11 protein-coding genes and 2 tRNA genes are annotated in these 14,219 nt (G+C 72.3%); 4 read left to right on the top strand and 9 right to left on the bottom strand.

What is annotated here, in order from left to right:
- Positions 1-90: 90 nt before the first annotated feature.
- Entirely contained in the window at positions 91-1,134 is a 1,044-nt protein-coding gene (locus AC3CHW_RS24635; protein ID WP_488467936.1) for a hypothetical protein, read from the top strand.
- 148 nt (positions 1,135-1,282) lie between these two features.
- Positions 1,283-2,224: a hypothetical protein gene (locus tag AC3CHW_RS24630; protein ID WP_488467935.1), complete on the top strand. Its 942-nt coding sequence runs from the start codon at positions 1,283-1,285 to the stop codon at positions 2,222-2,224.
- A 100-nt stretch (positions 2,225-2,324) separates the two neighbouring features.
- Here the strand turns inward: AC3CHW_RS24630 and clpX are convergent, their stop codons facing one another.
- The 5 genes from clpX to AC3CHW_RS24605 form a co-directional block, all read right to left on the bottom strand.
- Positions 2,325-3,611, bottom strand: coding sequence for an ATP-dependent Clp protease ATP-binding subunit ClpX (clpX, locus tag AC3CHW_RS24625; RefSeq protein WP_176161603.1), 1,287 nt, complete (start codon positions 3,609-3,611; stop codon positions 2,325-2,327).
- Between the two features lie 163 nt (positions 3,612-3,774).
- Positions 3,775-4,440: an ATP-dependent Clp protease proteolytic subunit gene (locus AC3CHW_RS24620; protein WP_269785646.1), complete on the bottom strand. Its 666-nt coding sequence runs from the start codon at positions 4,438-4,440 to the stop codon at positions 3,775-3,777.
- Between the two features lie 47 nt (positions 4,441-4,487).
- Entirely contained in the window at positions 4,488-5,105 is a 618-nt protein-coding gene (locus tag AC3CHW_RS24615) for an ATP-dependent Clp protease proteolytic subunit (RefSeq protein ID WP_269475461.1), read from the bottom strand.
- A 491-nt stretch (positions 5,106-5,596) separates the two neighbouring features.
- Entirely contained in the window at positions 5,597-7,060 is a 1,464-nt protein-coding gene (tig, locus tag AC3CHW_RS24610; RefSeq protein WP_488467934.1) for a trigger factor, read from the bottom strand.
- A gap of 375 nt (positions 7,061-7,435) precedes the next feature.
- Positions 7,436-7,512: transfer RNA gene (locus AC3CHW_RS24605), tRNA-Pro, on the bottom strand.
- Positions 7,513-7,704: 192 nt separating this feature from the next.
- Between AC3CHW_RS24605 and AC3CHW_RS24600 the strand changes: the two genes are divergently transcribed.
- Positions 7,705-7,778 (top strand) — tRNA-Gly (locus tag AC3CHW_RS24600).
- A gap of 624 nt (positions 7,779-8,402) precedes the next feature.
- Here the strand turns inward: AC3CHW_RS24600 and AC3CHW_RS24595 are convergent.
- Positions 8,403-8,597, bottom strand: coding sequence for a hypothetical protein (locus tag AC3CHW_RS24595; RefSeq protein ID WP_176166046.1), 195 nt, complete (start codon positions 8,595-8,597; stop codon positions 8,403-8,405).
- A gap of 681 nt (positions 8,598-9,278) precedes the next feature.
- Here AC3CHW_RS24595 and AC3CHW_RS24590 point away from each other — a divergent pair.
- Positions 9,279-9,923: a hypothetical protein gene (locus AC3CHW_RS24590; protein WP_488467933.1), complete on the top strand. Its 645-nt coding sequence runs from the start codon at positions 9,279-9,281 to the stop codon at positions 9,921-9,923.
- A 75-nt stretch (positions 9,924-9,998) separates the two neighbouring features.
- Here the strand turns inward: AC3CHW_RS24590 and AC3CHW_RS24585 are convergent, their stop codons facing one another.
- From AC3CHW_RS24585 to AC3CHW_RS24575, 3 genes are all read right to left on the bottom strand, one after another.
- Positions 9,999-10,472, bottom strand: coding sequence for an HD domain-containing protein (locus tag AC3CHW_RS24585; protein WP_488467932.1), 474 nt, complete (start codon positions 10,470-10,472; stop codon positions 9,999-10,001).
- A gap of 95 nt (positions 10,473-10,567) precedes the next feature.
- Positions 10,568-13,111 (bottom strand): ABC transporter permease, encoded by a 2,544-nt coding sequence (locus AC3CHW_RS24580; RefSeq protein WP_488467931.1) that lies wholly within the window; start codon positions 13,109-13,111, stop codon positions 10,568-10,570.
- A complete protein-coding gene (locus tag AC3CHW_RS24575) occupies positions 13,108-14,067 on the bottom strand; it encodes an ABC transporter ATP-binding protein (protein ID WP_488467930.1) in 960 nt (319 codons plus the stop codon). Before AC3CHW_RS24575 ends, AC3CHW_RS24580 begins: the two co-directional genes overlap by 4 nt.
- Positions 14,068-14,219 lie beyond the last annotated feature (152 nt).

Here is a 14,219-nt window from a genome sequence, read left to right as displayed (position 1 = left end):
CCGGGGTGAGGGCGCCTCACGGCGTCCGGGAGGATGCTGACTGAGGCGCGACTGTCGCGCGTGGCCTTCGACACACCGGGGAGACGCCCTATGAGCCACCACCAGCCGCAGTCAGGCCCTTACGGCGAGCAACCCGGGCCGTACGGCAACGCTGGTGGCCAGCCGCAGGCGCCCAACCCGTACGCGGGCCAGCCGGGTTACGGCTACCCCGCCGCCCCGGGCCCGCAGGCCCAGCCGGCCCAACCCGCGCAGCCCGGCGGCTACGGCCACCCCGCGCCCCAGCAGCAGCCGAACCCGTACGCCCAGGGCGGCGGCTACGGCCAGGGCGGCTACGGCCAGCCGGCCCCCCAGCAGCCCCAGCCCCAGCCGAACCCGAACCCGTACGCGCAGCCGGGCGCGCCGTACGCGCAGGGCCCGTACGCCCAGCCGCAGCCCGCCTTCCACCAGCAGCCGATGCAGCCGCAGCCCGCTCCGTACGGGCCGCCGACCCCGGGTGGGAACGGTGGGGGCGGGCGCCGGAAGACGGGGCTGGCCATCGGCGCGGCGCTCGCGGTGGTGGCCGCCGCGGTGGGCGGTTACCTGCTCTTCGCCAGCGACGAGGACACCGCGTACGAGCTGAGCACGCCGCAGACCGTGGCGGGCGACTACCAGCGCGTCGGCGAGGGCAAGGACGAGAGCAACCTGACCCCCGCGGGCAAGGCGCAGCTCAAGGAGATGCCGGTGGTCGAGGACGCGCACCCGGTCTCGGCCAACTACCAGACGCCCGGCCAGAAGAAGCTCCAGTTCAGCGGCGTGTGGGGGAAGGTGACCGACCCGAACCGGGCGGCGGACCTCGCGCTCGCCGTCATCACCAAGGCACTCGTCGAGGACGGGACGGCCGAAACGGTCGGCAGCCCGCAGAAGTTCTCACCCGACGGCTTCGACGGCGACGTGCTCAAGTGCCAGGAGCTGAAATTCACCTCTCCCAAGGGAGCCATCACGGCCCCCGCCTGCGTCTGGGGTGACGAGAGCACCGTCGGCGTGACGGTCATGGCGGACCCGGCGGCCCTGGTCACCGGCGCCGGCATGACGCTGAACGAGGCGGCGGGGCTCGCCGCCGAGGTCCGCTCGGACGCCCGCGTCGAGGCCGGCTGACCGGCTCACGTCAGCGGGTTCCGCGCGACCCCGTCGGCACCACGGCAGCCGAGGCCCGCCCACCCGCGCGGCCTCGGCCCCTCCCACGCCGTGCCCAACCACCGCTCCTACCAGCCGCGACACCGTACGCAGCAGAACGAGGGAACCCATGAGCTACCACCAGCCCGGCCCCTACGGCCAGCAACCCCAGCAACCCCCACAGCCGGGGCCCTACGGCCAGGGCGGCGCGGCTGGCGACCCGGGCTACGGCTACCCGCCCCAGCCGCCCCAGCCCGGCCCCTACGGCCAGCCCCCGCAGGGCTACGGCTACCCGCAGCAGCAGCCCGGTCCGTACGGGCAGATGGGCCAGTACCAGCAGCCGGGCCCGCCGATGCCGCCGCAGGGCGGGGGCAACAGGAACAAGACGGTCGGCATCGTCGTGGGCGCGGTCGTGGCCTGCGCGGCGGTCGTCGGCGGGGTGCTGTTGTTCAACGGGAGCGACAGCGACGGCGATTCGGCCAAGGACAAGAAGAAGGACACCGTCGTCGGCGACACCGGCGGCCAGCAGGGTTCGGGTGGGACGGGCGGCACCGGTGAAGAGCAGCCGCCGGTGACCGAGCCCGCCCAGCAGTACAAGCTGACGACGCCGCAGACGGTCGCTGGCTCCTTCCAGCGTGAGGGCGAGGGCGAGACGGACAGCGGCATCGGTGCGAACGGCGTGGAGCCGACGAGCTTCACCACCGAGGGATCGGTCTCCGCGGAGTACGCGGGAGGCATCAAGAAGCTCACGTTCGGTGGCGCGTACGGCAAGTCCACCGACCCGGAGGCCAGCGTCGACTGGTACTTCCAGCAGATGCGATCGAGCAGCGGCGGCAAGCCGCAGGGGACGCCGCAGAAGTTCACCCCGGCCGGTTTCGACGGCGTCATGAAGTGCCAGGTGGTCGAGTCCAGTTCGGTGCCGATCCAGACGTGCGCGTGGAGCGACGCCAGCACGATCGGCGCCGTCATCTTCGGTGACCCGGCCGTCGTCAGCGACCCCGGCGCCGTCAACCTGAGCGCCGTCGCCGACACCACCGCGCAGGTCTACAAGGACGTCCGCGTGCCGAAGTGAGGCCACGCGGGACCGCGCTTGGGTGACGCCCCGTCAACGCGCGAGGGGCGCCCGGCCAGTTGGCCGGGCGCCCCTCGCGCGTTGCTGGGTGAACAGCGCGCTACGCGCTCTTCTCGTGCCGCTCGTCCTTGCCGACGATGCGCGGCTCGCGCGGCACCAGGGTCGGGTTCACGTGCGAGTGGACGACCTCTTCGGTGATGACGACGCGGGCCACGTCCTTGCGGGACGGCACCTCGTACATCACCGACTGGAGGACCTCCTCCATGATGGCGCGCAGTCCACGGGCGCCGGTGCCGCGCAGGATGGCCTGGTCGGCGATGGCCTCCAGGGCCGGACGGTCGAACTCCAGCTCCACGCCGTCGAGTTCGAACAGCCGCTGGTACTGCTTGACGAGCGCGTTGCGCGGCTCGACCAGGATCTGGAGCAGCGCCTCACGGTCGAGGTTGTGCACCGAGGTGATGACCGGGAGGCGGCCGATGAACTCGGGGATCATCCCGAACTTCACCAGGTCCTCCGGCATGACCTCCTGGAACTGGTCGCTGGCCTCGATCTCGCGCTTGGAGCGGATGGTGGCCCCGAAGCCGATGCCCTTGGCGCCCGCCCGCGACTCGATGATCTTCTCCAGGCCGGCGAACGCGCCGCCCACGATGAACAGCACGTTCGTCGTGTCGATCTGGATGAACTCCTGGTGCGGGTGCTTGCGTCCGCCCTGCGGCGGGACGGAGGCCGTGGTGCCCTCCAGGATCTTCAGCAGCGCCTGCTGCACGCCCTCGCCGCTGACGTCGCGGGTGATCGACGGGTTCTCGCTCTTGCGGGCGACCTTGTCGATCTCGTCGATGTAGATGATCCCGGTCTCGGCCTTCTTGACGTCGTAGTCAGCGGCCTGGATCAGCTTGAGCAGGATGTTCTCGACGTCCTCGCCCACGTACCCCGCCTCGGTGAGGGCGGTGGCGTCGGCGATGGCGAACGGCACGTTGAGCATCCGGGCCAGCGTCTGCGCCAGCAGCGTCTTGCCGGAGCCGGTCGGGCCGAGCAGCAGGATGTTGGACTTCGACAGCTCGATGCCGTCGTCGCGGCTGCTCGCCGCCTCGCCCGCCTGAACGCGCTTGTAGTGGTTGTAGACGGCCACCGAGAGCGCCTTCTTCGCGGCCTCCTGGCCGACGACGTAGCCCTCGAGGAACTCGTAGATCTCGCGCGGCTTGGGAAGTTCCTCCCAGCGGACCTCGGAGGTCTCCGCGAGCTCCTCCTCGATGATCTCGTTGCAGAGATCGATGCACTCGTCGCAGATGTACACACCGGGGCCTGCGATGAGCTTCTTCACCTGCTTCTGGCTCTTCCCACAGAACGAGCACTTGAGCAGGTCGCCGCCGTCACCGATGCGTGCCACGAGGTGCTTCCCCTTCGCCTGGGATCTGCAACGCTTGCGCAGACCCGGGTGCTTGCCTATCGACGGTACCTTGCCGGGGCCCCCGTGCGGGCCCCCCTTGGAGCGACTCGATCCACACGGCACCGAGTGCACGCCAAGAGGGACCGCTCCCGACGCGGCGGGATCAAACCGAAACGGAACTCTTGCGGGTCGAGACGATCTGGTCCACCAGACCGTACGCCAGCGACTCGTCAGCGGTGAGGATCTTGTCGCGCTCGATGTCGTCGCGGATCTTCTCGATCGGCGTCGTGGAGTGCTTGGCCAGCATCTCCTCGAGCTGCGAGCGCATCCGCAGGATCTCGTTGGCCGCGATCTCCAGGTCGGAGACCTGGCCGCGGCCGGTCTCGCTGTACGGCTGGTGGATCAGGATGCGGGCGTTGGGCAGCGCCATCCGCTTGCCGGGCGTGCCGGCCGCGAGCAGCACGGCCGCGGCGGACGCCGCCTGTCCCATGCACACCGTCTGGATGTCGGGCTTGACGAACTGCATCGTGTCGTAGATAGCCGTCAGCGCGGTGAACGAGCCGCCGGGCGAGTTGATGTAGATCGAGATGTCGCGGTCGGGGTCCATCGACTCCAGGCACAGCAGCTGCGCCATGACGTCGTTGGCGGAGGCGTCGTCGATCTGGACGCCGAGGAAGATGACCCGCTCTTCGAAGAGCTTGGCGTACGGGTCGTACTCGCGCACGCCCTGCGAGGTGCGCTCCACGAAGCGCGGGACGACGTACCGGGACTCGGCGGCCGGGCCCTGGTACAGACCGCTACCGGCGTTGTTGTTCATCTGCGTGTTCACCATCCTGATGGCGTTCGGTGGGCTGGAAGTGGAAGCTCGGGTGCCGCTCAGGCCCCGGTGCCGCCGCCGCCCGGAACGCTCGCGGCGGAGGCCATGACGTCGTCGATCAGGCCGTACTCCTTGGCCTCCTCGGCGGAGAACCAGCGGTCGCGGTCGGAGTCGCGGGTGATCTGCTCGACGGTCTGGCCGGTGTGGAAGGCGGTCAGCTCCGCCATCCGCTTCTTCGTGTGCAGCAGCCGCTCGGCGTGGATCTTGATGTCGGAGGCCGAACCCGCCAGGCCGGCGGAGGGCTGGTGGATCAGGATCTCGGCGTTCGGCAGCGCGAACCGCTTGCCCGGGGTGCCCGCGCTGAGCAGGAACTGGCCCATGGAAGCGGCGAGGCCCATGGCGATGGTGACCACGTCGTTCGGGATGAACTGCATGGTGTCGTAGATCGCCATGCCCGCCGAGATGGAGCCGCCCGGGCTGTTGATGTAGAGGTTGATGTCCTTGTCAGGGTCCGCGGCGAGCAGGAGCAGCTGCGCGGTGATCTTGTTGGCGATGTCGTCGTCGACCGGCTGGCCGAGGAAGATGATCCGCTCCCCGAGCAACCGGTTGTAGACCTGGTCGCCGAGGCCGCCGCCGACGGTCGGCTCGCCGGCGGCGGAAGGCATCAGATTCGTCACGTATCCACCTGCTCGTTGATTCGACGGCCGCGAGCCGTCTCAGCGTCTTCGTGCGGACAGGAAGCAAGCGGCGCCTGGAGCCCGCCCCACACCCTCCGGGGCTTTCCGCGGCGCCACCCCTGCCCTCGTATCTACGGACCCTAACGCGCAGGTCGGACAACGCCATCCCGCATCCGGAACTGTTCGCTGTGAGCGCAGGCTACGGGGCGCTGTGCGCCCGGTGGAGCGCCGGTCGGCCCGCGCGCCAGCCGGGAAAGGCGAACGGGCCCCGGCGGGCCGGCGGACGGCCGCACAGCCCCGCCCGGCCGGCTTCCGACACCCGCCCGTGGCCCCGTTCGGAGCCGGTCGTACGGGTGTGCGCCGGGGGGCCCGGTGTGTCGATCGCGGGCCGGCGCGCGCCGGCCCCCCGCGGGCGGGGACGGACACGGGTCCGGACGCGTGTGCGTCCGGACCCGTGCCGTGGTGTCCCGCGCCGGGGATCAGGCCGGGGCTCAGCCCTCGGTCTTCTCCTCGGCCTTCTCGTCGGCCTTCTCCGCGGCCTTGGCGTCGCCGGCCTCGTCGGCCTTGGCCTCCGGCGCGTCGGCGCCCTCGGCCGCGCCCTCGCCACCGGCCTCGACGGTCTCGGCGGTCTCGTCGGTGTCGTCCTCGTCTTCCAGGTCGACGACCTCGCCGTTGGTGTCCGTGACCTTGGCGGCCTCGACCACGACCGCGAGGGCCTTACCGCGGGCGACCTCGCCGACGAGCATCGGCACCTGGCCACCCTCGACCACGGCCTGCGCGAACTGGTCGGGGCTCATGCCGGAGGACTGCGCGCGGCGCATCAGGTGCTCGGTCAGCTCTTCCTGGCCGACCTGCAGCTCCTCCTTGCTGACCAGCTCGTCCAGCAGGAACTGGGTCTTGATGCCCTTCTCCGCCTGCTCCTTGGTCTCCGCGTCGAACTCTTCCTCGGTCTTGCCCTGGATCTCCAGGTACTTCTTGAGGTCGAGGCCCATCTGGCCGAGCTGGTGGTTGACCAGGTTGTGCTTGCGGGTCTCGATCTCGTCCTGGAGGAGCTTCTCCGGGATCGGGATCTCGGCCAGCTCCAGGAGGGCGTCGAGCACCTTCTCCTGGGCCTGGGTGGCCTGCTCGTACTTCTTCATCTGCTCAAGGCGCTTGCGGCTGTCGGCGCGCAGCTCCTCCAGCGTGTCGAACTCGCTCGCCAGCTGCGCGAACTCGTCGTCCAGCGCGGGCAGTTCGCGGGACTTGACCTCGGTGACCTCGACCTTGACCTCGGCCTCCTTGCCCTCGGCGGAGCCGCCCTTGAGCTCGGAGGTGAAGGTGGCGGTGCCGCCGGCGGAGACGCCGGTGACGGCCTCGTCGATGCCGTCGAGGAGCTGGCCGGAGCCGATGGTGTACGAGACGCCCGAGGCGACGCCGTCCTCCAGCACCTCGCCGTCGACCCTGGCCTCAAGGTCGATCGTGAGGGTGTCACCCTCGGCGGCGGGGCGGTCGACCACGGAGGTGGTGGCGAAGCGGTCGCGGAGCTGCTCGACCGACTTGTCGACGTCCTCGTCGGAGACCTCGACCGCGTCGACGGTGACCTCGATGCCGGAGTAGTCCGGGATCTCGACCTCGGGGCGGACGTCCACCTCGGCGGTGAAGGCCAGCAGCTCGCCGTCCTTCAGCTCGGTGATGTCCACCTCGGGCTGACCGAGGACGTTCAGCTCACCCTCGTTGACCGCCTCGGTGTAGAACTTCGGGAGCGCGTCGTTGACGGCCTCCTCCAGCACGGCGCCACGGCCGAACCGCTGGTCGATGACCCGGGCCGGGATCTTGCCCTTGCGGAAGCCCGCCACCGTGACCTGCTGGTTGATCTTCTTGTACGCCGCGTCGAGGCTGGGCTTGAGCTCCTCGAAGGGCACCTCGACAGTGAGCCGAACCCGAGTCGGGTTCAGGGTCTCCACGGCGCTCTTCACGGTTCGGTCTCCTTGGGGCTGACTTCTTGGGGTCTTCGGGTTTTTCTGAGTGTGGCTCTTCATGTGCGTGCCTGCGCGTGCTGCGACGTGTGGTTGGCGCGGCGACGCTGCGGATCGCGCCCCTTGGCGAAGCGCCCGCCGTATTACCAGGGGATACCAGGGGCGGGCCCATTCCCGTCATCACAGACACAGGCGCGCAGCTTGCATAGTAACCGCAAGCGAGAGCAGCCCCCTAACGGGATCATGCCCGTTCACAGCCGCCGCCCGACGCCCGGTCGGACCCGCGGCGAGGCGGGGCGAATCGGCGCCGACGGACTGCGCCGTACGAACGACACGCCGCCCGGACCGTGGCCTGGGCGGCGTTCGAGGTGATGCTGGTCGGGGTGGCCGGATTCGAACCGACGACCTTCCGCTCCCAAAGCGGACGCGCTACCAAGCTGCGCCACACCCCGCCGGTGCGACACGTAGGGTACATGCCGATCGGACTGTCGGCTGCCACTTATTCCCGCGATCAGGCGAAGTGTGCGCGGGACGGGGCTGACCCGCTACGATGCACCTCGTGCCACGGCCGGGCCCGCGAGGGCTCGTACGGGCCGGTGTTTTCGGCGGTCGCCACGGCGATCGTCCCACCTCACCGGTGGCGCGCGGGCGTAGCTCAATGGTAGAGCCCCAGTCTTCCAAACTGGCTACGCGGGTTCGATTCCCGTCGCCCGCTCCACTGCCTGCCCAACGGCCCGGCGTGCGGATCCTCCGCCGCCGGGCCGTTGGCGTCGCGCTCGCCGTACGGGCCCTCCGGCCGGGTCGTACGGCCACTCGGGGGCCGTCGCGGCCCGGCGGAGCGACGTGCGTTCCCTGCGGGCCGCCGCAGCCCAGGCGACCGGTCATGAGGGGCAACGTCACGAGGGGCAACGGTGTCCGCGCCGGGTTCGCGCTGGCGCTCCGCCGCGTTTGGGCCGCGTGGGACGGGGGACTCGGCCGCGGCGATGTGGCATGGCATGGCGTGGCGTGACACGGCCCGCGGACCGGCGGGCTCGCGGGAGGGATGGCCCGGTGCGCGAGGTGACGACGCGGCCCGGCGGGCGCGAAACCGGGGAATCGGGACACCGGAGAGACGGGCGGGCCAGTTGCCCGTGTGCTGCCCCTTGTGCCGGGAGCGCGACGTGGGGAGACTCCCACGTACTCCGACACTCCCCGGCCGGCCGGTCCGCGTGCACGGCCCAGCACCGGACGCGGGGGCGGCCCGCTCGCGCCGTGGCGCACGCCGGCGACGTACGCCGAGCCGGCCGCGTGCTCCGCCGCGTCACGCCCTCGCGGGCGCACACGGCGGACGCGGGAGGCCCGGCTAGAACTCGATGTCGCTGATGCCCTCGGCCACGTTGTCCAGGAACTCCTGGATGTCCGGGGAGGCATCGGTCGAGGCGAGGAGGAAGCCGAAGAGCATGGCGACGAGCATGGGCCCTGCCTTGATCTTCCCAGCCCTGAAGATAAACGCCAAAATTATGCCAACCAGCAGCACAACAGACAGGGAAATAACCACGACTGATCCCTCGCCCTCGGTCGCAACACGTCTCTCCGGCCCGGGGAGGAGCACGGCCCCGCACACCCCCACCTGAACCATCGTGCCACCAAGTGAGTGATGGTTGGAGCCAGGTGACGAATCATTGGCCAACCGCGCATGCTGCTCGGACGGCCTTTCCGGGCTCCGGTCCGGGGGCCCGAATCGCCTCCGGGAGTGATGGCAGGCCCGGTTTTCGGGCGTACCGGGCGGTCCGGCGGGCATCGGGTGTCCGATAGACACCGCATAAATTCGGCCGGATCTCCTACCCTGGTGCCCCTTACAACAACATTGCTAACGGGAATTCTGCATATCTTCAACGCGCCCCGGACCTGCGGACAAATCACCAACAAAGCGGTGAAGTTCTCGCCTCTTCCGTCAGCGCCGGACATCCCTCGCCAAGAGGGCCAATGCCGCGTGCTACAGCGCGAGTTGCCCTGTCCATGCCGGGCCGGAGAGGACCCTCACGCGCGCTCGGTTGACGCCTCGCCGGGGCAGGGCGGGGATGGTACGCGAGTGAACAATGCGCAGCGGAAATGTCGAGCAAAGTTTTACCCATTCCTGGGGTGGCCACTATGGCGCCTCAGATGTTCGACGCTGCCTCCCCCACTTCCCCGCAGTGCGGGCGCGGTTCGCCGGCCCCGACGGGGTGCGGGTCCGCCCGTGAGTGACCGCCCCACCGCGTACCCGAGCGACCAGCTCCGGTCCCCCTCGCGCCGGCCCGCGCGAGCGCGCCACGGCCCGGCCCGCCGTCGCTCCCTCGGCCTCGGGCCGCACCTGCGGGCCGGCCACGTTCACCTGGTGCGGCGCGCCCGGGTGCGGGTGGTCGCGGTGCCCGTCTTCGGTCGCGCGCTCGGCTTGGCCTCCTGGGCGGCCCCGCGGGTGCGGCCGGCCTGGCTCCACCACAGTGACGGCGTGCGGGAGTTGGGCGCCGCTCCGTGGACCGGGCGGGTGCTGACGCCCGGTCTGTTCGGGTGCTCGACGGTGTTGGTGGTCTGCTTCCTCGCCTGGGTGCCGCGGCGTGGGACGTGGTGCACGGCGCTGGGCGCCGGCACGTTGTACGGCGGTCTGCCGCACGGCTTCCTCGCCGGGGGCGCGCTGTTCGGCGGGGGGCCGGAGGCTCACCCGTGGCTGCGGGAGCCGCTGGGTGAGGTGGTGGTGACGGCGGTGGCCGCGCTGGTGGTCACGGCGTTGCCCACGCCCCCGGTGCGGCGGGTGTTCCGCTTTGCGATGGAACCGACGATGGCATGGGCGTTCCGCGCCGACCCGGCCGAGACCCGTCGGCGGCCACCGCGCGCGGGTGGCTGAAGCAACGCGGTGTCCAGGGGGCGCCCGGCGATGGGTCGCGCGCCCGGGCGCGGTGGGCCCGGGCGCTCGGCCCGGTCAGCTCTGGGCCGCCGGCCGGTCCTCCGTGTCCGGCAGGCCGAGGAGTTGCCGGGTGCGGGCGTACTTCGCGCTCAGCCGCTCCCGGGTCTCCGGGTCGAGCCGGGCCAGTCGGGCCGGGTCCGCGTTGTGGGCGACGTCGGCCGCCTTGATGAGCACGGCGCCCGGGGTGGCCCGCAGCCGGGCCGCGTACGCCTCAAGGGGCTCGTCCTCGCGCTTGGTCATCGCGTCGACCAGCTCCTTGGTGTGCGGCGTCAGCGGTGCGGTGGCCAGCCAGTCGCGGGACAGGACGTCGTCCTCGATGGCGTCGTGCAGCCAGGCCGCCGCGATCTGTTCGTCGTCGCCGCCGCGCTCGCGGACCCCGTGGGCGACGGCGGCCAGGTGCTCCACGTACGGGATGCCGGCCTTGTCCGTCTGGCCCGCGTGTGCCTCGCGGGCGAGCGCCTCGACTTCCTCCAGCGTCAGCACCGACATCTCGTGTCCTCACTCCGTGACCTGTGACCTGTGGCGGCGGTTCGGGTACCCACTCTCGCCGGTCACACCTGTCGGTCGAGCCCCGGGGCGGGACGTCACTGCTTCTCGCCCGCGCCGACCATGCTCGTTCGGCGCAGCGCGAGCCGGGCCGGCAGCGTGCTGGACAGCAGGCCGATGAGGAGCGCGGCGCCGGCGAACGCCGCGTACAGGCCCGGGGGGATGTACGGGCTGGTGCCGGTGATGCCGCGCGTCATCGGGTTCAGCGTGATCAGCGCGATGGCGGTGCCGATGGCGACGCCCGCGACGCCCACGAGCAGCGCCTCCCAGCGGATCATGCCGAGCACCTGGCGCCTCGTGGAGCCGATCAGGCGGAGCGTGCTCAACTCGCGGCGGCGGTCGAGGACGGTCATGACCAGGGTGTTGGCGGCGGCCACGGCGGCGAATCCGCCGAGTACGGCGGCCATGGTGGTGTTGGCCCAGACGTTGATCTCGCGGTCCTTGTCCTGTGCCTCGGCGTACCCGTCGCGATCGGTGACGGTGCCGAGCGGGGCCAACGCGGCGGCGACCCGGTCCGGGTCGCTGCCCGGGATCCGCTGGACGAAGACGTCGGTGTCGTAGGCGGCGGTCACGTGGGGGGCCAGCGCGGCGCGGGGCAGGGTGAGCTGGGCGACGCCGAGACCGCGGCCGTAGACGGCGACGACCTCGGGCTTGGCCGTCGAGCCGTCGGGCAGCACGATCTGGAGCCGGTCGCCGACCTCGGCGTCGGCCGAGTCGGCGAGCAGCGCGTCCACGGCGACGGTGTCGGGGCGGCCGATGGCGGACTGGTCGCCGGCGCGTACGTCCAGGTCCTGGACGGTGCGCAGCGCGTCGCCGGTGCCGGAGACGCCCTGGGCCGCGGCGCTGGTGAGCATGCGGGTCTCGCCGGAGCCGGTCGGGACGAGCACGCCGGCGCGCAGCAGGCCGACGGCGGTCCGCACGCCCGGGGTGTGGGCGGCGCGGGCGGCGGTGTCGGCGGGCAGGCCGTCGGGGTCGGTGACGATGTGGTCGGCGACGATGCCCGCGCGGCGCTGGTCGTCGCGGGCGTGGTCCTCGCTGGTGTGCAGGAACACCAGGGTCGAGGAGAAGGCCATGGCCAGCACGATCGGGGTGATGGCGGAGGCCAGTCGGCGCGAGTTGGCCCGGGTGTTGGCGGCGGCCAGGCCGGCGGGGGCGCCGCCGGCGCGCAGCGGCAGGCCGATCAGCCAGGCGCAGAGCCGGGCGATGATCGGGCCGAGCAGACTGACGGAGAGCATGAAGAGCATCACCACGCCGAGCGCGAGGTTGGCCGCGTCGTCGCCGCTCTCCCCCGCCGCGACGCGGGCCAGCACGATGCCGCCGACCAGGGCGCCGGCGCCGAGCACCGTACGGATGACGCCGGGCCTGAAGCGCTCCACGGCGGCCTCGCTCAGGGCCTGGCCGGGCTTGGTCCTGGCCGGACGGCGGGCGGCCAGCAGCCCGGCGAGTACCGCGGCGAGCACGCCCGCGCCGACCGCGCTGACCAGCGGGATCCAGGAGACGTGCAGGCGTACGGCCTCGGGGATGGCGCCCTTGTCCTGGAGTTGGTCGAACCACCAGTGGGCCAGCGCGATGCCCGGCAGGCAACCGACGGCGCCGGCGATCGGCGCGATCAGCAGGGCCTCGGTGGCGATGGAGCGGCGGAGTTGGCGCGGGGTGGCGCCGATGGCGCGCAGCAGGGCGAACTCGCGGGAGCGCTGGCCGACGCAGAGGGCGACCGTGCCGGCCGCGGTGAAGACGGCGACCATGGTGGCGACGCCGCCGAAGCTGCCGCCGAGTCCGGTCAGGAGTTCCTTGGCCTCGGCGACGCCGGGCTCCTCCACGCCGCCGCGGCCGTCGCCGGTGTGCACCTTCGCCTTGCCCGCCACGGCGCGCCTGACCTGGTCGGCGAGGTCGCCGGTGGTGGTGCCGGGCGCGGCGAGCACGGCCACCGCGTCGATCTTGCCGGGGTGCCCGGAGAGTTCGACGGCCCGCTGGTCGGTGAGCCAGGCGGTGGGTGCCCGGAGCGCGGCGTGGGTCGCGGGCTTGGCGATGCCGGAGACCTCGAAGCGGTGCGCGCCGTCGGCGGCGGTGAGGGTGACGTGGTCGCCGACGGTGGCGCGCTGGGCGCGGGCGGTGGCCTGGTCGAGCACGACCTGGTGCGCGGTGCGGGGCGCGGCGCCCTGGGCGAGGTCGCCGCCGGTGAAGGCGGTGGAGCCCCAGCCGTGGGCGGTGACGGCGCCCGTGCTGGTGCGCAGGGGGTAGCTGACGTCGGGGATGGCGGTGGCGACGCCGGGGGCGGCGGCGATCTCGCTGACGAGGGCGGCGTCAAGGCGGGCCGCGTCGGGCACCAGTTCGCTGCCGTCGTCGCCGTCGTCGCCGCTGTCGTCGGTGAGGCGCGCGTGCTGGTCGGCCGCGGCGACCACGGGCACGTCGGCGTAGCGCTGGGGCGGCGCGGAGGCGCGTACGCCGCTCTCCAGCAGGATGCCGCAGGCGGAGACGATGAACGCGGCCATCATCAACGCCACGAAGGTGCCGGCGAACGCGGCGGGCTTGAAGCGGACGGCCGCGCGGGCCAGGCCGTTGGTCAGGGAGCGTCTGGTCATGCCGCCGCACCCGCCATCGGGTGGGGCGCGGCGGGGCGGGTGCGGGCGGTGAGGGCGGTCATGCGCGCGGCGACCTGGTCGGCGGTGGGCCGGGCGAGCCGGTCGGTGATGGCGCCGTCGGCCAGGAACAGCACCCGGTCGGCGTAGCTGGCGGCGGTCGGGTCGTGGGTGACCATGACGACGGTGGCCGACAGGGTGTCCACGGCCTGCCGGAGCAGGGTGAGCACCTCGGCGGCGGTGCCGGTGTCCAGGGCGCCGGTGGGTTCGTCGGCGAAGACCACGTCGGGCTGGGTGACCAGGGCGCGGGCGATGGCCACGCGCTGCTGCTGGCCGCCGGAGAGCTGGCCCGGGCGGCGCCTCGCGTGCGCCTCCAGGCCGACCTGGGCGAGCACCCGGGCGGCGGCCTCGCGGTCCGGGCGGCGGCCCGCGAGTCGCATGGGGAGCAGCACGTTGTGCTCGACGGTCAGCGAGGGCAGCAGGTTGAACGCCTGGAAGACGAAGCCGAGGCGGCTGCGGCGCAGGGCCGTGAGCTTGTTCTCGTTCATCCCGGTGATCTCGGTGCCGCCGAGCCGGACGGAGCCGGCGGTGGGCCGGTCGAGTCCGGCGGCGCACTGAAGGAAGGTGGACTTGCCCGAGCCGGAGGGGCCCATGACGGCGGTGAAGCTGCCACGGGGCAGGGCGAGGTCGATGCCGCGCAGGGCGTGCACGGCGCCCGAGCCGCGCCCGTACTGCCGGCGCACGCCGCGCAGTTCGATGGCCCACGCGCCGCCCGGCGTGCCGGGCGGGTACGGCGGCGGCCCGTCGGCCGCGGTCGCGACCCGGGGCCGCTCCCGTGTGGCGTACGGGCCGCCGGGCCCGGTGCCGTACGGGTCGCCCGCGGGGTGGTCGGTGCCGGCCGGGCCGGGTGTGGCGTGCCCCTCGGTCCGCTTGGTGCGACGCCTGTTCCGCAGCCCCATCGCCTGTTCCGTCCTTCGCTGGTCGTGGCGCGGTGGAGCGCCGTCGGTGCGCTGGCGTGGGCGCCGTCGGTCTGCGCCTCACGTGGTCTTTCAGCACCTCGAACGTACGGAGTGAAGGCGCGTCGCGACCATGGCGGTTGCTGGCGGATGCA

This window comes from Streptomyces sp. MGP-BFMKR1, assembly GCF_057766585.1.
Note: the sequence above shows the minus strand (reverse complement) of the source record. Positions and strands in the feature narration are given on the sequence as shown.

Bases quoted from the DNA above. Each gene is read 5' to 3' on its own strand.
- AC3CHW_RS24635 (WP_488467936.1), top strand. From the start codon at position 91: ATGAGCCACCACCAGCCGCAGTCAGGCCCTTACGGCGAGCAACCCGGG.
- AC3CHW_RS24630 (WP_488467935.1), top strand. From the start codon at position 1,283: ATGAGCTACCACCAGCCCGGCCCCTACGGCCAGCAACCCCAGCAACCC.
- AC3CHW_RS24585 (WP_488467932.1), bottom strand. From the start codon at position 10,472: ATGTCGGTGCTGACGCTGGAGGAAGTCGAGGCGCTCGCCCGCGAGGCA.
- AC3CHW_RS24580 (WP_488467931.1), bottom strand. From the start codon at position 13,111: ATGACCAGACGCTCCCTGACCAACGGCCTGGCCCGCGCGGCCGTCCGC.
- AC3CHW_RS24575 (WP_488467930.1), bottom strand. From the start codon at position 14,067: ATGGGGCTGCGGAACAGGCGTCGCACCAAGCGGACCGAGGGGCACGCC.